Source organism: Pseudomonas sp. R11F (genome assembly GCF_050312575.1).
GTDB classification, from domain to species: domain Bacteria; phylum Pseudomonadota; class Gammaproteobacteria; order Pseudomonadales; family Pseudomonadaceae; genus Aquipseudomonas; species Aquipseudomonas palleroniana.
The window spans coordinates 14892-34057 of record NZ_JBNPJU010000036.1; the positions used below are offsets into that span (position 1 = coordinate 14892).

Sequence of the window (19166 nt, forward strand, 5' to 3'; positions counted from 1 at the left end):
TTCCAAAGGCTTGCTGCGGCAAGCCTTTTTCTTTTGTGACTGCTTTTAACCGAGAACTCCCATGACCGAGCCACTGCGCATTGTTTTTGCCGGCACTCCCGAATTCGCAGCCGAACACCTCAAGGCGCTGCTTGCCAGCCCTTATGACATCGTCGCGGTGTATACCCAGCCGGATCGTCCGGCCGGACGCGGGCAAAAACTGATGCCAAGCCCGGTCAAGCAGTTGGCGCTGGAGCACAACATCCCTGTGCTGCAACCACCCAGCCTGCGTAATGCCGAGGCTCAGGCCGAGCTGGCCGCACTGCAGCCGGACCTGTTGGTGGTCGTGGCCTATGGCTTGATCCTTCCACAAGTGGTGCTGGACATCCCGCGCCTGGGTTGCATCAACAGTCACGCCTCGTTGCTGCCACGCTGGCGCGGCGCAGCCCCCATCCAGCGGGCGGTTGAGGCGGGTGACCGCGAAAGCGGGGTGACCGTGATGCGCATGGAGGCGGGCCTGGATACTGGCCCGATGCTGCTCAAGGTCACCACCCCGATCACGGGCGAAGACACGGGCGGCAGCCTGCACGACCGTCTCGCCGAGCTGGGCCCGCCGGCGGTGATCCAGGCCATCGCCGGCCTCGCAGCCGGCACACTGCCAGGCGACGTACAGGATGACAGCCTGGCCACCTACGCCCACAAACTGAATAAAGACGAAGCGCGTATCGACTGGAGGCGCCCGGCCGTGGAACTGGAGCGCCTGGTGCGCGCCTTCAACCCGTGGCCGATCTGCCACAGCACGCTCAATGGCGAGGCCTTGAAAGTATTGGCCGCGACCTTGGCCGATGGCAAAGGCGCTCCCGGCGAAATCATCGGGGCCAGCAAAGACGGCCTGGTGGTGGCCTGCGGTGAACAGGCGCTGTGCCTGACCCGTCTGCAATTGCCTGGCGGCAAAGCACTGAATTTCAGCGACTTGTTCAACAGCCGTCGTGAGAAATTTGCCCTCGGCACGGTTCTCGGGACGGTCGCCCAATGAACCCGCGTCTGGCCGCCGCCAAGGCCCTCGCCGCCGTTCTCAACGGCAAGGCTTCGTTGAACAGTTCGCTGCCCACTCAGCTGGACAAGGTTGAGGACCGCGATCGCGGTTTCACCCAAGACCTGGCATTTGGCACCGCCCGCTGGCAGCCGCGCTTATCGGCACTGGCGGCCAAGCTGCTGCAAAAGCCGTTCAAGGCCGCCGATGCGGATGTGGAGGCGCTGCTGCTGGTCGGCCTCTATCAGTTGCTCTATACCCGCGTGCCGGCCCATGCCGCCATTGGTGAAACCGTCGGTTGCGCCGACAAGCTGAAAAAGCCCTGGGCCAAAGCCCTGCTCAACGCCGTGCTGCGCCGCGCCCAGCGCGAGAGCGAAGCGCTGCTGGCCGAGCTGGAGCACGACCCGGTGGTGCGCACCGCTCACCCCCGCTGGCTGCAAAAAGCCCTGAAAGCCTTCTGGCCGCAGCAATGGGAAGCCATTTGCGCCGCCAACAATGCGCACCCGCCGATGATCCTGCGGGTCAACCGCCGTCATCACAGCCGTGATGCCTACCTGCAATTGCTGACCACGGCCGGCATCAACGCCACACCGTGCGTGTACAGCGTCGACGGTATCGTGCTGGAAGCCGCCACCGACGTACGCAGCCTGCCGGGCTTTGCCGAAGGCTGGATCAGCGTGCAGGACGAAGCCGCACAACTGGCCGCCGACCTGCTCGACCTGGCCCCCGGCCAACGCGTGCTCGACGCTTGCTGCGCACCGGGCGGCAAGACCTGCCACATCCTGGAAGTCGAAAAGGACCTGGCGGGTGTGGTCGCGGTCGACCTGGAAGCCAAGCGCCTGGTACGTGTGCGTGAAAACCTCGCACGTCTGGGCCTCAACGCCGACCTGATCGCTGCCGACGGCCGCGACACCGCCAGTTGGTGGGACGGCAAACCTTTCCAACGTATCCTGCTGGACGCGCCGTGTTCCGCTACCGGCGTCATCCGCCGTCACCCGGACATCAAGCTGACCCGCCAGCCCGACGACATCGCTGCCCTGGCCGTGCTGCAAGGCGAACTGCTCGACGCCTTGTGGCCGACCCTGGAAGTCGGCGGCATCCTGCTCTACGCCACCTGCTCTACCTTGCCCACCGAGAACACCGAGGTGATCCAGGCCTTCCTCGCCCGCACCAGCGGCGCGCGCGAACTGGACCTCGCCACGGCCGCCGGGATCAAGCAGCCCCACGGCCGCCAACTGCTCGCACAGGAAGGCGGCCACGATGGTTTCTACTACGCCAAACTGATCAAAATCGCCGCCGCACGCGGCTGAATGGTTTTAAGGGAGTGACCGGATGAAAATCATCATCCTTGGGGCAGGGCAGGTTGGCGGTACGCTGGCCGAACATTTGGCCAGCGAAGCCAACGACATCACGGTGGTCGACACCGACAGCGAACGCCTGCGCAACCTCGGCGACCGCCTGGACATCCGCACTGTGCAAGGCCGCGCGTCATTCCCGACGGTGCTGCGCCAGGCCGGCGCCGACGATGCCGATATGCTGGTGGCCGTGACCAACAGTGACGAAACCAACATGGTTGCCTGCCAAGTCGCCCACACCCTGTTCCACACCCCGACCAAGATCGCCCGCGTGCGTGAAGCGGCCTACCTGACCCGTGCGGGGCTGTTCGACAACGACGCGATTCCGGTGGACGTGCTGATCAGCCCGGAACAGGTGGTCACCCACTACATCAAGCGCCTGATCGAGATACCCGGCGCCTTGCAGGTGATCGACTTCGCCGAAGGCAAGGCACAATTGGTGGCGGTGAAGGCTTACTACGGTGGCCCGCTGGTCGGCCAGCAACTGCGCCAGTTGCGCGAACACATGCCGAATGTGGAAACCCGCGTAGCGGCTATTTTCCGACGCGACCGGCCGATCCTGCCCCAGGGCGATACGGTGATCGAGGCTGACGACGAGGTATTTTTCATCGCAGCCAAGGCGAATATTCGCGCAGTGATGAGCGAAATGCGCCGGCTCGACGAGAGCTACAAACGCATCGTGATCGCAGGGGGTGGGCAGATTGGCGAACGCTTGGCGGAGGCGATTGAAAGCCGCTACCAAGTGAAGATCATCGAGATGAGCCCGACACGTTGCCGGTATTTGTCCGACACGCTCGACAGTACCGTGGTGCTGCAAGGCAGTGCCTCGGACCGCGACCTGCTGATGGAAGAAAACATTGCCGACGCGGATATCTTCCTGGCCCTGACCAACGATGACGAAGCCAACATCATGTCTTCCCTGCTGGCCAAGCGACTGGGCGCGAAGAAGGTGATGACCATCATCAACAACCCGGCCTATGTCGATCTGATTCAAGGGGGCGATATAGACATCGCCATCAGCCCGCAGTTGGCCACCATTGGCACCTTGCTCGCCCACGTGCGCCGTGGCGATATCGTCAGCGTGCACTCCCTGCGCCGGGGCGCGGCGGAGGCCATCGAGGCGATCGCCCACGGTGATGCGAAATCGAGCAAGGTGATCGGCAAGGCCATCCGCGATATCGGCCTGCCTCCGGGCACCACCATCGGCGCAATCATTCGTGATGAAGAAGTGATCATCGCCCATGACGACACGGTGATCGCCACGGGCGACCATGTGATTTTGTTCCTGGTGGATAAAAAGCATATCCGCGATGTGGAAAAGTTGTTCCACGTGGGGCTGAGCTTTTTCTGACGCAAAAGGAGTACGCCGGCATGCTCGAATCCCTGGAGAAAATGCTCGCCAAGGGTGTTGATAATTCCCTGCTGCGCTTTGGCTTGGGCAAGGGTTACCTGGACCTGAAGGACAACGCCAAGGCCGTGGAGCATTTACGCAAGTGCGTCGAGTTTGACCCGAAGTATTCGGCGGCGTGGAAGTTGCTGGGCAAGGCGCAGGCGGGATTGGGTGATATCGCTGCGGCGCGGCTGGCGTGGGAGAAAGGGATCGAAGCGGCCCAGACCCATGGCGACAAGCAGGCCGAGAAAGAGATGACGGTGTTCCTGAAGAAACTCGACCGTCAGCCCTGACCGGAATGAAATGTGGGAGGGGGCTTGCTCCCGATTGCAGTGTGTCAGCCAAGAATTACTTAGCTGAACCACCGCTATCGGGAGCAAGCCCCCTCCCACATTGGGTTTTGCTTGGGTATTGAGCCAGTGGGGCCTAGTACCACCGCGCCTCGCCCGGCGGGCGCTTCTTGAAGCGCTTCATGCTCCACATGTACTGGCTCGGGTACGCGCCGACATAACGCTCCACCACCTTGCTCATGGCCGCGCAGGACGTGGCGGTGTCGGTGCTGTACATGTCTTCCGGCGCCGCTTCCAGGATCACTTTGTAGCCTGAGCCATCCGGCAACCGCAGCGCATGCAGGAAGACACCCACAGCCTTGTGGCCTGCGAGCATGTTCGGCACGAACTTGCTGGTCAGCGCCTGGGTGGCGAAGAACGGCACGAAGATCCCTGCCGATTCGGCCGGCTCCGGGTCGGCGGGGATGCCGACCTGACCGCCTTTGCGCACTTCCTTGATCACGCTGAGAATGCCTTCCTTGGTCGACGCCGCCACGCGGTTACCCAGTTGCACCCGCTGTTTTTGCAGGAGTTCATCCACCGCCTTGAGCTTCGGCGGGCGGTAGAAAATGATCGGTTTGCATTGGTTGCAATAGAAGTGATTGAGCACTTCCCAGTTGCCCAGGTGGCTGGTGATGCCCACCACGCCTTTGCCTGAGGCCAGGGCTTGGTGCAGCACTTCCAGGCCTTCGACTTCGCGCACCAGGTCGATGGAGCGCTGGGCCGGCCAGATCCAGGCACAGGCGCTTTCGGTCAGGGACTTGCCGATATCCATCAGGCTCTGGCCGACCAGCCGCTCGCGAGCGGCCGGGTCCATGTCCGGGAAGCACTTGGAGAGGTTGATCCGCACCGTGTCGCGAGAGCGGTTGGGGGTTTTCCACATGATCCAGCCAATCGCCGTGCCGACGGCTTGAACGGCGCGCCAGGGCAGCAGGGCAAACAACCGGAGAGCGCCTACCAGCAAGGCGCCTTTAAACTTTTCCACAGGTCACTCCTGATCGTGTGTGGTGCGCAAAGCGGGCATTCTAACCGGCGTTGGCCAACTGCGCGTAACGGTCACAGTCCTGGGTGTGGTCCATGACCATGCCGCTGGCCTGCATGAAGGCATAGCAGATGGTCGGCCCGACAAAGGTGAACCCGGCCTTTTTCAGGGCCTTGCTCATGGCTTCGGCCTCGGGGGTAATTGCCGGGACTTCGCTGCGGTCCTTGAAGTGATTGACCTTGGGCACGCCGCCAACGAAGGACCAGAGCCACCCCACCGGGTCTTCCAGGGCCAGCCAGGCAGCGGCATTGCGCCGGGTGGCGTTGAGCTTCAAGCGATTGCGCACGATACCCGGATCGAGCATCAAGGCATCGATTTCAGCATCGGTCAGTTTCGCCAGCCGTTGCGCATCGAAACCGAACAACACCTTTCGATAATGCTCGCGTTTGCGTAAAACGGTGATCCAGGACAGGCCCGCCTGGAACCCTTCGAGCAAAAGCAACTCGAACAAACCCTGCGCATCGCGCAGCGGCGTTCCCCACTCCTGATCGTGATATGCCATGTACAGCGGATCTTCAGAACACCAAAAGCAGCGTGGCATAAGGCTCCAGGGGGTGGTAGCAGGGCCGAATCGGGTATACTCCCGCTCTTTAAATCGCAGCCCAAGTAACAGGTGAATTTCGTGAGCCAGCCTACGCCAGCCGTGCGTACCTTCCAAGACTTGATCCTCGCCCTCCAGCAATACTGGGCCGAGCAAGGTTGTGTGGTACTTCAGCCCTACGATATGGAAGTAGGCGCCGGCACTTTCCACACCGCCACATTCCTGCGGGCCATCGGCCCGGAAACCTGGAACGCCGCTTATGTGCAGCCCAGTCGTCGCCCGACTGACGGCCGCTACGGCGAAAACCCCAACCGCCTGCAGCACTACTACCAGTTCCAGGTGGTCTTGAAGCCGAACCCGGACAATTTCCAGGAGCTGTACCTGGGCTCGTTGAAACATGTCGGCCTGGACCCTCTGGTCCACGATATCCGTTTCGTCGAAGACAACTGGGAGTCGCCGACCCTGGGCGCCTGGGGCCTGGGCTGGGAAGTGTGGCTCAACGGCATGGAAGTGACGCAGTTCACCTACTTCCAGCAAGCGGGCGGCATCGAGTGCTACCCGGTGACCGGCGAAATCACCTACGGCCTTGAGCGCCTGGCCATGTACCTGCAGGGCGTGGACTCGGTCTACGACCTGGTGTGGGCAGACGGCCCGTTCGGCAAAGTGACCTACGGCGATGTGTTCCATCAGAACGAGGTGGAGCAGTCCACCTACAACTTCGAACACGCCAACGTCGACAAGCTGTTCGAACTGTTCGACTTCTATGAAAGCGAAGCCAAGCGCCTGATCGAACTCGACCAGCCGCTGCCGTTGCCAAGCTATGAAATGGTGTTGAAGGCCTCCCATACCTTCAACCTGCTCGACGCCCGCCGTGCCATCTCGGTAACCGCGCGTCAGCAATACATCCTGCGTGTCCGCACCCTGGCGCGTTCCGTCGCCCAAGCCTACCTGCTGGCACGCGCCAAGCTGGGCTTCCCGATGGCAACCCCGGATTTGCGTGATGAAGTGTTGGCTAAGCTGGAGGCTGCACAATGAGTGCTCAAGATTTCCTGGTTGAACTGGGCACCGAAGAGCTGCCACCCAAGGCACTCAATACCCTGGCCGACGCCTTCCTGGCCGGTATCGAAAAAGGCCTGCAAACCGCCGGCCTGAAGTTTGAAGCGAAGAAAGTCTACGCCGCGCCACGCCGCCTGGCCGTGTTGCTGACCGCCCTGGAAACCCAGCAGCCGGACCGCAGCATCAACCTTGACGGCCCACCGCGCCAGGCCGCTTTCGACGCCGAAGGCAACCCGACCCAGGCCGCCCTTGGTTTTGCCAAGAAGTGTGGCGTGGAGCTGAGCGATATCGACCAGAGCGGCCCGAAACTGCGCTTCAGCCAAGTCATCACCGGCAAGCCGACCGCAAGCCTGCTGCCGACCATCGTCGAAGACTCGCTGAACGACCTGCCGATCCCCAAGCGCATGCGCTGGGGTGCGCGCAAAGAAGAATTCGTACGCCCGACCCAGTGGCTGGTCATGCTGCTCGGTGACCAGGTCATCGACTGCACCATCCTCGCCCAGAAAGCGGGCCGCGACTCCCGTGGTCACCGCTTCCACCATCCAGAAGCCGTGCGCATTACGTCGCCGGCCAACTACCTCAATGACCTGCGTGCCGCCTACGTGCTGGCCGATGCCAACGAGCGTCGCGAGCTGATCAGCAAACGCACCGAAGAGCTGGCTCGCCTGCAGGAAGGCACCGCCATCGTGCCGCCAAGCCTGCTTGATGAAGTGACCGCTCTGGTTGAATGGCCGGTGCCGCTGGTGTGCTCGTTCGAGGAACGTTTCCTCGAGGTGCCGCAAGAAGCACTGATTACCACCATGCAGGACAACCAGAAGTACTTCTGCCTGCTGGACGTGGACGGCAAGTTGCTGCCGCGCTTCATCACCGTGGCCAACATCGAGAGCAAGGACCCGCAGCAGATCATCGCCGGTAACGAAAAAGTCGTTCGCCCGCGCCTGACCGACGCCGAGTTCTTCTTCAAGCAAGACAAGAAGCAGAAGCTCGAAAACTTCAACCTGCGCCTGCAGAACGTGGTGTTCCAGGAAAAACTCGGCAGCGTCTACGACAAGGCCGTACGCGTTTCCAAGCTGGCCGCCTACATTGCGCCACGCATCGGCGGTGATGCTGCACGGGCTGCGCGTGCGGGCCTGCTGTCCAAGTGCGACCTGGCCACCGAGATGGTTGGCGAGTTCCCCGAGATGCAAGGCGTCGCCGGTTACTACTACGCCCTCAACGACGGCGAGCCGGAGGATGTGGCCCTGTCACTGAACGAGCAGTACATGCCGCGCGGTGCCGGTGCCGAGCTGCCAAGCACCCTGACCGGTGCAGCTGTGGCCATCGCCGACAAGCTGGACACCCTCGTCGGTATCTTCGGTATCGGCATGTTGCCCACCGGCAGCAAAGACCCGTATGCCCTGCGCCGTGCGGCCCTGGGCGTGCTGCGTATCCTGATCGACAAGAAGCTGGACCTCGACCTGACCCAGGCCGTGGTGTTCGCGGTCGGCCAGTTCGGTGCCAAGGTCAAGCAAGCCGGCCTGGCCGAGCAAGTGCTGGAGTTTGTGTTCGACCGCCTGCGTGCGCGTTACGAAGACGAAGGCGTGGATGTTTCCGTCTACCTGTCGGTACGTGCCCTGCAACCGGGTTCGGCGCTGGACTTCGACCAACGCGTGCAAGCCGTACAGGCGTTCCGCAAGCTGCCGGAGGCCGATGCCCTGGCCGCCGTGAACAAGCGCGTATCGAACCTGCTGAGCAAGGCCGAAGGCTTGGGCAACGCCGAAGTCGACCCGGGCCTGTTTGCCGATGCCAAGGAGTTCTCGCTGAACTCGGCCATCGCCAAGGCGGAGAACGCGGTGAAGCCGCTGATCGCCGAGCGTAACTACGCCGAAGCGCTGGCGCGCCTGGCGAGCTTGCGTGAGCCGGTGGATGCGTTCTTCGAAGCGGTGATGGTCAATGCCGAAGAGGCCGGCGTGCGGAAAAACCGCTACGCCATGCTGGCGCGCCTGCGCGGCTTGTTCATCGGCATCGCTGATATTTCCACACTGAGCTGACTATGTTGAAACTGCTGATTCTCGATCGGGACGGGGTGATCAACTACGACTCCGACGCTTACATCAAGTCGGTGGAGGAGTGGGTTCCACTGCCCGGCTCGATCGAGGCCATCGCGCAGTTGAGCAAAGCCGGCTGGACGGTGGCCATCGCCACCAACCAGTCCGGCATTGCCCGTGGCTACTACGACATCGCGACCCTGGACGCCATGCATGCGCGCTTGCGCACGTTGGTCACCGAGCAGGGGGGTGAGGTGGGGCTGGTGGTGTACTGCCCCCACGGGCCGGACGAGGGCTGCGATTGCCGCAAACCCAAGCCTGGCATGTTGAAAACCATTGCAGAACATTACAAGGTGCCCTTGGCTGGGCTATGGTTCGTCGGGGACAGCCTCGGTGACCTGGAGGCGGCCAAAGCCGTCGACTCTCAGCCAGTTTTGGTTAAGACCGGGAAAGGCGAAAAGACCCAGGCGAAAAACCTGCCGGTAGGCACTTTGATTTTTGACGATCTGGCGGCGGTTGCCGCAGAACTTATCAACAACTAGCCGCCCTCGACTTCCTGGCCAAGGACTGTTCGGGAGTGCGCTTTTAACAGGCGGGCCGTGTCCCGCAACGGTAAATGCCGCCATGTCGATCTTGCAGGCCATCAGAACCTTTTTCTTTTACCTGCTGCTGGGCACCAGTTCGTTTCTCTGGTGCACCCTGAGCTTTTTTATTGCGCCTTTCTTGCCGTTCAAGGCGCGTTATCGCTTTATCAACGTCTATTGGTGCCGCTGCGCGTTGTGGCTGACCCGGGTATTCCTCAACATCCGTTTCGAGGTCAAGGGCGCTGAAAACGTCCCGGACCAGCCCTGCGTGATTCTGTCGAACCACCAGAGCACGTGGGAGACGTTCTTCCTGTCAGCCTACTTCTCGCCATTGAGCCAGGTGCTCAAGCGTGAGTTACTGTACGTGCCGTTCTTCGGCTGGGCCATGGCCATGCTGCGGCCCATCGCCATTGACCGTGACAACCCCAAGGTGGCGCTCAAGCACGTGGCCAAAAAAGGCGACGAATTGCTCAAGGACGGCGTCTGGGTGTTGATCTTCCCAGAAGGCACTCGGGTGCCCTACGGCACCGTAGGCAAATTCTCACGCGGTGGTACCGCGCTGGCGGTCAACGCGAACCTGCCGGTTTTGCCAATCGCCCACAACGCCGGCAAGTTCTGGCCAAAGACGGGTTGGGCAAAACGCGAGGGCACCATCACCGTGGTGATTGGTGAGCCGATGTACGCTGAAGGTGAAGGACCGCGTGCCATTGCTGCGCTGAATGATCGCGCTGCCGCGTGGAACGAGGCACAACAGCGAGCCATGGGTTCGCTGCCTCCGGAGCCGGTTGTGGCCGAAACACCGGCGGTGTGAGCTTCTGTGGATAACCTGTGTACGGTTTGTTGGCGAATTGGGGATTTTCAAACCTAACGAACTGATTTTATTACATATTTCTTGATCTTATAAAATCTCGAAAAACGTGCATAAGTTTTTTCAGCCAAAAAAACCGGTCCTTGTGACCGGTTTTTTATGCACAACGAAAAAGTACGTTTTTTATTCGTCCAAGAGGGGCAGGGAAAGGATGAAGGTAGAGCCTTTTTCCAACTCGCTTTCACACCGGATACGACCACCATGACGCTCGACCACGGCTTTGACCATGGTCAGGCCCAACCCCAACCCTTCGCTGCCCTGGGCCGAATCAAAGCGCCGGTACTGGTTGAACAGCTCGGGCAAGTCGTCAGGCGCAATACCCGGCCCCTGATCGCTGATGCGGCACTCCAGAACACCTTGCCCGCTGCTATGGCTCAAGCTGACGGTGGTGCCGGACGGCGAGTACTTGATGGCGTTCTCCAGCACATTAAACAGCGCTCGAGTGAGCAATGATTGATCTGCCGACACCATGGCTTCATCGGCTTCATCCAGGTCGTGGACGAGGTGGATGCCCTTGAGTTGGGCGAGCAACGCCACCTGGTCAAAGGCGTCCATCACCAGCATGGCGAACAGCGTGGGCTGGAACTGATAGCCGTCAGCTTCGGCCTTGGCCAATTGCACAAAGGATTCCGTGAGGCTCAAGGCCCGCTTCACTTGTTGTTCGATTTGAGCAAACACCGGTGACTCGCTGTTGTGCACATCCAGCAGGGCCAATATTGCCGAATGTGGCGCACGCAGGTCGTGGGACAAAAAGCGCAACATCGTCTCGCGGTGTTGCTGGGCCTCGCGCTCCTGGCTCAGGTCGGTCAGGCTCAGCAGCCAGCCGAGGGCGATGTCGCCTTCAGCCGGCAGCAAGGGTGCGAGCTCCATGCGCAAGCTGCGTTGGTGGATGTCACGGAATTCAACAAGCTCCAACGCCGAGAGGGCAGGGCGAACGCCGTTGTGCAGCGGTGGATAACCCAAATCAGCGAGCTGTTCGATCAGATTGGCGCTGACCAGATCGCTACCGAACACCTCACGAGCGATGCGATTGGCCAGCAGTATGGTGCCTTGGGGATCGGTAATCAGCGTTGCCACCGGCAGGCACTCCAGACCATCGGCCATGAAACGGCGCGTATCACGTGTGCGGCTGACCGCCTGTTCCAAGGCAAAAATCCGTGCCTGTAACATATCCCCTTTGCTTGCAGGGGCGCGACGACGTTCGGGGAGAACCTTGGGTTCGTGATCCAGGCGCGCCAGTTCCCAGCCGAAATAAGCGAGGATCACGCTGAGACGACGCCAGTTCCAGATCAGGTAGCTGAGCAGCAAACCGATCAGACACGCCGCCGGCGGCCACCAGTGCCCCATGCGCAGCAGCAGCCATGCCCCCAGCAGAGCGCCAGCCATGCACCCCAGCGTCATCCACAAGGCGTACCGGGGCCGATACAGCAGCAGGCCCAGTAACACGGCCACCAACGAGGTCGCGATCAACGCGGCGAGCCAACCGGGCAGCTCGACAATGCTGCGCTCTTGCAGCAAGCCGTTGAGGACGTTGGCCTGGATCTCCACACCCGCCGTGGTGCCCGCAATCGACGACAGCGGGGTGACAAAACGATCGCCCATTCCAGAGGCGGTGGCCCCCACCAGGATCAGGCGATTGCGCAGCCGCTCAGGGGCGACTTCACCGCGTAACAGGCTGGCGTAGGAGACACTGGGAAAATGGGTATGGGCCGCGATGAACGGGATGCGTATAGCGTAGTCCCGATGCCACTGCGCGCTGGTTTGCGCCATCGGCTCGCCAGGCATCTCAGACGGTTGGCCGCTTAATGTGTAGGCCAGCCACGCCAATTGCGGTGTGGTAGCACCGGGCGGGCCTTCGCGCAGGTAGAGGCCACGAACCACGCCATCGCTATCCGCTTCAACGTTGATATGCCCAAGCCCCTTGGCGCATTTGAGCAGGGGCAAGAGTTGCGGGTCCGGCTCGCTATAGGTGGCGGCGCCTTCACGCAATAACGGCAATACCACGTTACCTGCGTTGCAAATCGCATCCGCCAGGCGTCGATCATTGGCGGGTACACCTGGCTCGCTGAAGATCACATCGAACAGGATCGCCGCCGGTTGTGCGTCACTCAGGCGGTCGATCAGGTCGGCGTGCAGGCTGCGCGGCCAGGGCCATCGGCCCAGCGCTTTGACGCTCTGATCATCAATCGTCACCAACAAGATGCGCGGGTCCACCGGCAGAGGGGCCAGGCGGCGAAGGCTGTCGTACAGCGGGTTGTTCAGCGCCAGCCCCGGGCTGAGGGACAGGTAGGCGGTGATCGGCAATAGCAGCAGACCTATCCACAACCATTCCCGAACCAGACCGTGGAATAAACGCTGGGCATGGGTAGGCTGGCGTTTCTCGGCCTTGCGCCAGAGCATCATCGGTCAGCCACCGGATGCCTGCGCCTGGGTGGCGGGTGGGTAGTAGAAGATGTCATAAACCCCGGTTTCTCCCTCCAGGCCGTGCTCATCGTAGGCCGACAAACGCACGTGATAGAACGACGCTTTGAGCCCAGTGAAGCTCATTTTCGGCTCGCTGGAAAAGTTTTGCTGCTTGATGTTCAGGAAGGCGCTATCCGTGGCAACTTGCGCACGATAACGCTGCGCCCCCGGTAATGGTCGCAGGTACAAATGCCACACCGGCGCGTCGCCTTTCTGGCCGTCCTGGCCAACCAACACCGGCGCCGGCAGAAGCTCCACCGGCTTGAGTTCACCCTGTCTGGTGAACAACAGTCCCTGACGCGCATCCACCTTCACTTCGCCGTCGACAGGACCGGTGACCCGCTTTGTTTTCACATCACGGTTGACCGCGACCTGACCGTTGAGCACCTCCAATACCGATTGCTCACCTTCATCGCGTACTCGAAAGTGCGTACCGCGTACCCCCAGCACTCCCACGGGAGTCACGATCTGGAACCGATCAGAGGCGCTGTCCCGCTTGATCACATAGGCTTCAGCCTGGCCTTGTTCAAGAACGACTTGGGGAATCGACAGCGGTTGCACCGAGCGCAAATGCACCTGCGAATGGGAAGGCAGCACCACTCTCGAACCGTCGCCGAACAACAGGCTGGTGAACGCCGATTCCGAGGTTCTGACGCCTTCTTGCTCATCGATGGTCATGCCTTCTTGCAGAGGGTGCGCCTTGCCCTGGCTGTCCAGCTTCCAGGCGTCCCCTGTCAAATGCAGGACAACCGCCGGCAGCGGCTGGGCACGACAGACAAAATGATCATCGATGTAGGCGGCACGAGGCGACGCACAAACAGGCAGGGCGACCATGGCCATGACCAGGAACGAGGGGAGTGTCCCGTACCCGCTGCGGGGAGAAAAACTCAGGGTGCTTATCGACATGGGGCTTCCATAGTGCGTCTCACAAAAACGCGCAGGTTTTACGCACGTTACACATGCGTCGGCTGATCCTTTTCCTCAGGAGCAGGAGCCGGTATCTTTCCCACATTGGTACTGAAAATTTTCAATGAGTTAACGGCTCTTTGCTATCAGCGTACCGATTGATCCACGGGGTGTTGCGTCTGGCCACAATTATTCAGATTCAACACCAGGTATTTGCTCTGTACGAAATCGCTGTCGAACAGGCCATCGACGGCCGCTATTTTAGTTGAAAGGACCCACCCATGCGTGTCGCAATACTGGATGACGAGCCTGCCGAACTACGCCGGGTTGAACAGACACTGCGACAGATCCCCAGCACTGCGGAACAGCCGTGGTCCCTGCATTTCTTTGAGCGCGGCGAAGACCTGTTGCGCCAGTTACGCCGGGAAACCTTCGATCTGCTGATACTCGATTGGCAACTGCCTGATATCAGCGGAATCGCCCTGTTGCGCTGGACCCGAGAACACATGGAGGTCCCCCCTGCGGTCATCATGCTGACCAGCCGGGACGCAGAGAGCGACATCGTCACGGCACTCAACAGCGGGGCCGATGACTACGTCAGCAAACCCTTCCGCCCCAATGAGCTCAAAGCACGGGTCAGTGCGGTGCTACGCCGTCATGGCCTGCAAAAGCCCGCCACCAGCGAGCTGCAAAGTTTCAATGACCTGACCTTTGACGATGCCGAGTTGACCGTTACCCGTGCGGGTAAACCGATCAATCTGACCGAGAGGGAGTATCGACTGGCCAGTTGTTTGTTCGCCAACCTGGCGCGGCCGCTGTCGCGCGAGTACCTGTATGAACGGTTCTGGACCCATGAGGAAATGGTGTCCTCACGCCCGCTGGATACGCATATCTATCGACTGCGTAACAAGCTGGGGCTGACGGCGGATCGAGGCTGGCAGTTGCTGACCATCTATGGGTATGGGTATCGGTTGGAGAGTGTGGCGACGACCACGTCGGACTAAAACCGGCAATGTTCCACGTGGAGCATTTTTTACGAAAAACCGGCCTGGATGTAGGCCGGTTTTTTTGTTTGAGCCGCTTTAGAAGTTATAGGTCGCTGTCAACCGGGTCGTACGCTCAGGCCGCACCCCGATATAGTTCGGCGTCGACGTGTATGAGTAAAGCGTACGGTCAAAGATGTTTTTGACGCCCAACGTCAGTGACCAGTCTTTCTGCCGATAGAAAATCGACGCATCGGTCTGAGCCCCACCCGGAAGGGAGAAGTAATTAAAGCCTGACGCGTACCCGTTGATCGTGCTGCTATAGGCATTCACGCCTATCCCCGCTCCCAAGCCTCTGAACGTCCCATCCAAAAGCTCATAAGAGGTCCACACGCTGCCGGTATGTTTCGGCTGGCCGATCGTTTGAGGAGAGGCGTAGAAAAGGGGGTTCCTTCCTGGTGGCGGCGCCGGCTGGGCGAAATCACTGTAGGTGTAGCTGGCATTGATTGCCCAGCCCGGAAGAATTTCACCGGCCAGGTCAAGGTCAACACCTTTGGATTTAAGCCCTTGGGAACCTGTCGTTCGGCCAAATGGATCGGTGGTCGGCACGCCGGTTTCTTCCATTTGGAAAACGGCGGTGGTCAAGGTCAAGGCATCGTCGTTGAACTTCACTTTAACCCCGGCCTCCTTTGAATCGCTTTGTCTAGGAGGCAGCACCAACCCTGTGACGTTGTCAGTAGTGTTGTTGGCCTGGAAACCTTTGTAATGGTTCGCATACACCGTCACATCAGGCGTGATGTCGTAACTGATGCCGTAGCTCGGTACCCACTTGCTGTTCTTGAAATCCGTTGAAGAGGAAGTGCCACGTCTGTTGGCCGGGTAGTCGGGCAAGTTGGGTATATAAATAGTCGAGTCGGCATCGTACAGAGTGCGTCTCGCGGCGAGCATCACGTGTGTCTTGTCGCCAACCTTGACCAGGTCCTGCAGCACCAATCCCTTTTGGTTCTGAAGGTAGTCCCCGGAATGGTAATAGTTGGGTGATGAGTAACTGAAGTCAGGCAGGTCGAAGTCGTGGCCCGCATTGAGGTTGCCACTGGCTGCTACCCGAGTTGCCGTGTCAAACGCGGAGGTCTTGTAGTGCTGGTAGTCAAGTCCGGCCAGCAGCTTCTGTTCGATAACCCCAGTCGTCAGCGTGTAAATAATATTATTTTGGGTATTGAAGGAGTTGGTGATCGTTCCGGATTGTAAGCCTCTGGAGCGGATCAAGCCGTTTGGTCCATAGGGCGGCGCGCCACCGGGTCCTCCCGGCTCCCATAGGTGAACCTGGTCTTCTTCACGGGTATAGCTCGCCTTGCTTTCAAACGTGAGGTTGCTTGTGAAGTTGTGACTGAATTCGTAATAGCCTGTTTTGGTATTGCCGGTGACTCGATCGTCCTTGCCAGTGAGTCGGTAATTGGGAAGCTTCTGTATCTTGCCTTGGTAGAGGTATGTCGCAGCGCCTAGAGCGCCTCGCTGACCTTGGAGTTCTGCGCCAATCGTCAGGCTGGTGTCGTCATCCTTCCAGCGTAATGCCGGAGCGATATAGTCGCGACGGCCGCCGTTGTAATCCGGCTCGCTCTCGTTGGCACGCATGTGGACGATGTTAAGTCGATAACTGAACTGTTTGTCATCACTCAACGCGCCCCCCAGATCCAGCGCCTGCTGAAATTCGCCTTTGCTGGTCACGTCCACGCGCAGTTGGTGCAATGGTGTGGTTACCGGCGCTTTGCGGACCAGATTGATCGATCCCGAAGAACTCGCGCTGCCGGTCATGATGGAGTCCGGGCCCTTGATGACTTCGACACGGTCCAACCCTTCGATTGGAGTCGTGCCAACGCCAACGTCCGCCACACCATTGGTGCTGGTGTTCGCAACGGCGAAGCCTCGGATGAAGTAAGAACTAACTCCGCGGTTATTTTGCCAGGTGGTTACACCCCCAGAGCTGCGTAACGCGTCCTCGAGAGAAGAGGCCTGGCGGTCGGTCAACAGTTTGCTGCTGAGTACCTGAACCGAGCGTGGGGTTTCCTGAATCGAGGTGTTGCCGCGCATCGCGCCAGTGGCATTGTTTGGATTGTAGACCTCCGCATCCTCGTTTTCGGTGCTGCTGCTCACGGTTATGCTGGGTAGCACGGCATCGTTATTGGTCGCCGTTGGCGCTGCGGCAACTTGCGGAGCCCGTTCAACGGTCAGTGTCCCATTGCCAGTGATACCCAGGCGCAGGTCAGTACTACGCAATGCCTGGGCTATGGCCTGCTCGGTGCTCAAGCGACCGGTAACCGCCGGCACGCGGTAAGCTTTGGCCAAGGCAGGGTCGAAGGATATCGTCCTTCCGGTCTGTTGCCCGATAGCCAGGAGTGTCTGATCCAGCGAGCCCGCAGGAACGTTGAATTGAGCTACGGCCTCTTGCGCGGTTGCCGCCAGGACAACTTGCACCGGCGACAAGCCGGAAATCAGCGAAATAGCCAAAGCGAGTTTTGCCAACTTGCAGCTTGATGCCATACGTTTGCGCTCCACCTTGTCCCCAGGAAACCAAAATGTTCGGTTACTGGTTCTGTGTGACGAGATGTGAAAAGCGTGAGAGGCCTGCCGAAAAAAAGGTATTTTTTTGGAAAGCCGGGAGGATTTATTGGAATCCAGTTGCCACTGCCTGGCCGTATGACGAGGGTATCAAGGCGTCGAGAGGCCGCGTTATCCAGCGGTGACATTGCCGAGTAAATTTCCTACAACTGGTGTTTTTATCGCTTTCTCCCAAGTGCATCTAAGTAACACTCACCAAGCCGGCAGCAGGAATAAGAGAAATTTGCGCAACGCTATCCTCTCTTTCGATCAATGATGGTGCGCTGCGGTTTTCTGGCGCGCCACTATGGCGCTCGATTATCACAACACTGCGTATCCAGGGTGTTACCTCAACTTGCTCAGCTGTGTTGGCCCAAGACTTGCGTACGTGTGCCCCAGCTACTTGACCCAGTCGCCGGATAGTCTGTGTTGAGCGTATTTATTTGCAGTTGAACGGGTGCATTCATGGCCGCCACTGACTCTCTCATTCGATCCGACTTCCTGACTGTGGTCTTTCGCAGCGACTACCGCTGGCTGACTGCACGCTTGCGGTACAAGCTGGGCTGCCGCTACAACGCCGAAGATGTCGCTTCCGAGGCCTTCACCCAGCTGGCTGCAATGCCCACCCTGCAGGAAGTAAAAGAGCCACGGGCGATGCTTACCACCATTGCCAACCGGGTCATGTATGAACTGTCGCGTCGCCGGGACCTGGAACGAGCCTATATGGATGCCCTGGCCCTGGCACCCGAGGCATGTCATCCTTCGCCGGAAGAGCAGCACCTGCTGATGGAGTCACTGCTGGCCGTCGACAAGGCGCTGGAAGGACTCTCGGTCAACGCCCGCAGCGCGTTCCTGTATAGCCAGCTCGACGGTTTGACCTACGCGCAAATTGGCGAACTGCTCGGAGTCTCGGCGGCTCGAGTTCGTCAATACATGGTCAAGGCACTGCGGTGCTGTTATGAGGCGGCTCGCCATGAGCAAGGCATCTAAGAAAAGTACTGACGACGCAGCCGAGCAGGCGATCGAGTGGATGGTGTTACTGCGTTCCGGTGAAGCCACGCTCGACGATGAGCAAGAGTTCGCCGCCTGGCGAGCCCGCAGTACGGAACACGATCAGGCCTGTGCCTACATAGAGGCAACGCTGGGCCGGATTCCGCTCAGGCTGGCGCCCACTCAGCATCAGGCGGTGCGCTCAACGTTACTGGCACCGTCACGTCGTCGTGAGTTCCTGCGCAATGCCCTGTGCCTGGCGGCCGTCGGCGTAATGGGTGGGGCGCTGGTCGATAGAACCTATCCGGTCGGCAACCTCCTCGCCGATCTTTCGACCCGCACCTCGGAGCGTCGGACCTTGACCCTGGGTGACGGCAGCTCGCTTACGCTCAATGCGCGCAGTGCGGTCAACATCGATATCGACGAGGCTCGCGACAAGCGCAAAATCAAATTGATTGAAGGGGAGATGCTGCTGCAGGCAGCGGCTTCCCGGCTACCCCTGAGTGTTCAGTTGTCAGGCGGCAGGGTGGAGCTGGGCAGTGGCCGGCTGTCCATCCGGCATCTGAATGATGGCTTCCGGGTGGCGGCCCTCACCGGACCTGTGCAGGTGTGGGATGCGACCGGCAGTTCGCGCTTGCTTGCCGTAGGGCAGGGGGCTTCGGTGGGTTCGAACGGCTTCAATGTCTTCCCGATCTCCGCCGTAGCCGAATGCAGCTGGACGCGGGGCCTGCTGGTGGTCGATGACCAGCCGCTGGCGACTGTAATCGAAGCCCTGCGTAACTATCGTACCGGCGTGGTGCGGCTGGATCCTCGTGCTGCGGTCATGCGGGTGAGTGGCATATTCCCGTTGGACGACAGCGACAACGCCATCGAATCGATAGCGCAGACCTTGCCGATCATCGTACAGCGCACCACGGGGTTCTGGGTCAGCATCAGCGCTGCCTGACGTCTGCCTTGCCTGGTGTGTTCTCTCGTCCCCTGCTTAACTGACCAGAACCCCGCCGCACCTGCCTTCACGGCTGCCC

The 19166-nt window shown here is 60.2% G+C and carries 16 protein-coding genes; 11 read left to right on the top strand and 5 right to left on the bottom strand.

Going from position 1 to position 19166, the window contains the following annotated elements:
• Nucleotides 1–61: 61 nt before the first annotated feature.
• From fmt to ACQRBV_RS09060, 4 genes are read left to right on the top strand one after another with little or no spacing between them, the layout of a single operon-like run.
• Nucleotides 62–1015: a methionyl-tRNA formyltransferase gene (fmt, locus tag ACQRBV_RS09045; RefSeq protein ID WP_411984861.1), complete on the top strand. Its 954-nt coding sequence runs from the start codon at nt 62–64 to the stop codon at nt 1013–1015.
• Nucleotides 1012–2322 (top strand): 16S rRNA (cytosine(967)-C(5))-methyltransferase RsmB, encoded by a 1311-nt coding sequence (gene rsmB / locus ACQRBV_RS09050; protein ID WP_411984862.1) that lies wholly within the window; start codon nt 1012–1014, stop codon nt 2320–2322. Before fmt ends, rsmB begins: the two co-directional genes overlap by 4 nt.
• 22 nt (nt 2323–2344) lie before the next feature.
• A complete protein-coding gene (gene trkA, locus ACQRBV_RS09055; protein ID WP_060756551.1) occupies nt 2345–3718 on the top strand; it encodes a Trk system potassium transporter TrkA in 1374 nt (457 codons plus the stop codon).
• A 20-nt stretch (nt 3719–3738) separates the two neighbouring features.
• Nucleotides 3739–4050 (top strand): hypothetical protein, encoded by a 312-nt coding sequence (locus ACQRBV_RS09060; protein WP_060756552.1) that lies wholly within the window; start codon nt 3739–3741, stop codon nt 4048–4050.
• 133 nt (nt 4051–4183) lie between these two features.
• Here the strand turns inward: ACQRBV_RS09060 and ACQRBV_RS09065 are convergent, their stop codons facing one another.
• Both ACQRBV_RS09065 and ACQRBV_RS09070 read right to left on the bottom strand, forming a co-directional pair.
• Nucleotides 4184–5071 carry a lysophospholipid acyltransferase gene (locus ACQRBV_RS09065; protein WP_060756553.1) on the bottom strand — a complete coding sequence of 296 codons (888 nt, stop codon included), beginning with the start codon at nt 5069–5071 and terminating at the stop codon, nt 4184–4186.
• Between the two features lie 40 nt (nt 5072–5111).
• Nucleotides 5112–5669, bottom strand: coding sequence for a DNA-3-methyladenine glycosylase I (locus ACQRBV_RS09070; protein ID WP_104995084.1), 558 nt, complete (start codon nt 5667–5669; stop codon nt 5112–5114).
• Nucleotides 5670–5750: 81 nt separating this feature from the next.
• Between ACQRBV_RS09070 and glyQ the strand changes: the two genes are divergently transcribed.
• From glyQ to ACQRBV_RS09090, 4 genes are all read left to right on the top strand, one after another.
• The gene (glyQ, locus tag ACQRBV_RS09075) at nt 5751–6704 is read left to right on the top strand and encodes a glycine--tRNA ligase subunit alpha (RefSeq protein ID WP_003187265.1); all 954 of its coding nucleotides are present in this window, start codon (nt 5751–5753) and stop codon (nt 6702–6704) included.
• Nucleotides 6701–8755 (top strand): glycine--tRNA ligase subunit beta, encoded by a 2055-nt coding sequence (gene glyS, locus ACQRBV_RS09080; protein WP_411984863.1) that lies wholly within the window; start codon nt 6701–6703, stop codon nt 8753–8755. Before glyQ ends, glyS begins: the two co-directional genes overlap by 4 nt.
• Before the next feature lie 2 nt (nt 8756–8757).
• The gene (gmhB, locus tag ACQRBV_RS09085; RefSeq protein ID WP_411984864.1) at nt 8758–9294 is read left to right on the top strand and encodes a D-glycero-beta-D-manno-heptose 1,7-bisphosphate 7-phosphatase; all 537 of its coding nucleotides are present in this window, start codon (nt 8758–8760) and stop codon (nt 9292–9294) included.
• Nucleotides 9295–9376: 82 nt separating this feature from the next.
• Entirely contained in the window at nt 9377–10147 is a 771-nt protein-coding gene (locus tag ACQRBV_RS09090) for a lysophospholipid acyltransferase family protein (RefSeq protein WP_411984865.1), read from the top strand.
• A 180-nt stretch (nt 10148–10327) separates the two neighbouring features.
• Here ACQRBV_RS09090 and ACQRBV_RS09095 read toward each other — a convergent pair whose 3' ends face one another.
• Both ACQRBV_RS09095 and ACQRBV_RS09100 read right to left on the bottom strand, forming a co-directional pair.
• Nucleotides 10328–12607 (bottom strand): CHASE2 domain-containing protein, encoded by a 2280-nt coding sequence (locus ACQRBV_RS09095; protein WP_411984866.1) that lies wholly within the window; start codon nt 12605–12607, stop codon nt 10328–10330.
• Nucleotides 12608–12610: 3 nt separating this feature from the next.
• Nucleotides 12611–13573 (bottom strand): FecR family protein, encoded by a 963-nt coding sequence (locus tag ACQRBV_RS09100; RefSeq protein WP_161548525.1) that lies wholly within the window; start codon nt 13571–13573, stop codon nt 12611–12613.
• A 281-nt stretch (nt 13574–13854) separates the two neighbouring features.
• Here ACQRBV_RS09100 and ACQRBV_RS09105 point away from each other — a divergent pair, with 281 nt between their 5' ends.
• A complete protein-coding gene (locus tag ACQRBV_RS09105; RefSeq protein WP_060756559.1) occupies nt 13855–14577 on the top strand; it encodes a response regulator transcription factor in 723 nt (240 codons plus the stop codon).
• A gap of 78 nt (nt 14578–14655) precedes the next feature.
• Here ACQRBV_RS09105 and ACQRBV_RS09110 read toward each other — a convergent pair whose 3' ends face one another.
• On the bottom strand, nt 14656–17109 hold the full coding sequence (locus ACQRBV_RS09110; RefSeq protein ID WP_332874161.1) for a TonB-dependent receptor: 2454 nt from the start codon (nt 17107–17109) through the stop codon (nt 14656–14658).
• Nucleotides 17110–17616: 507 nt separating this feature from the next.
• Between ACQRBV_RS09110 and ACQRBV_RS09115 the strand changes: the two genes are divergently transcribed.
• Nucleotides 17617–18141, top strand: coding sequence for a sigma-70 family RNA polymerase sigma factor (locus ACQRBV_RS09115; protein WP_069076214.1), 525 nt, complete (start codon nt 17617–17619; stop codon nt 18139–18141).
• A complete protein-coding gene (locus ACQRBV_RS09120) occupies nt 18125–19087 on the top strand; it encodes a FecR family protein (protein ID WP_411984867.1) in 963 nt (320 codons plus the stop codon). The genes ACQRBV_RS09115 and ACQRBV_RS09120 overlap by 17 nt, the downstream gene beginning before the upstream one ends.
• The last annotated feature ends 79 nt before the right edge of the window (nt 19088–19166 follow it).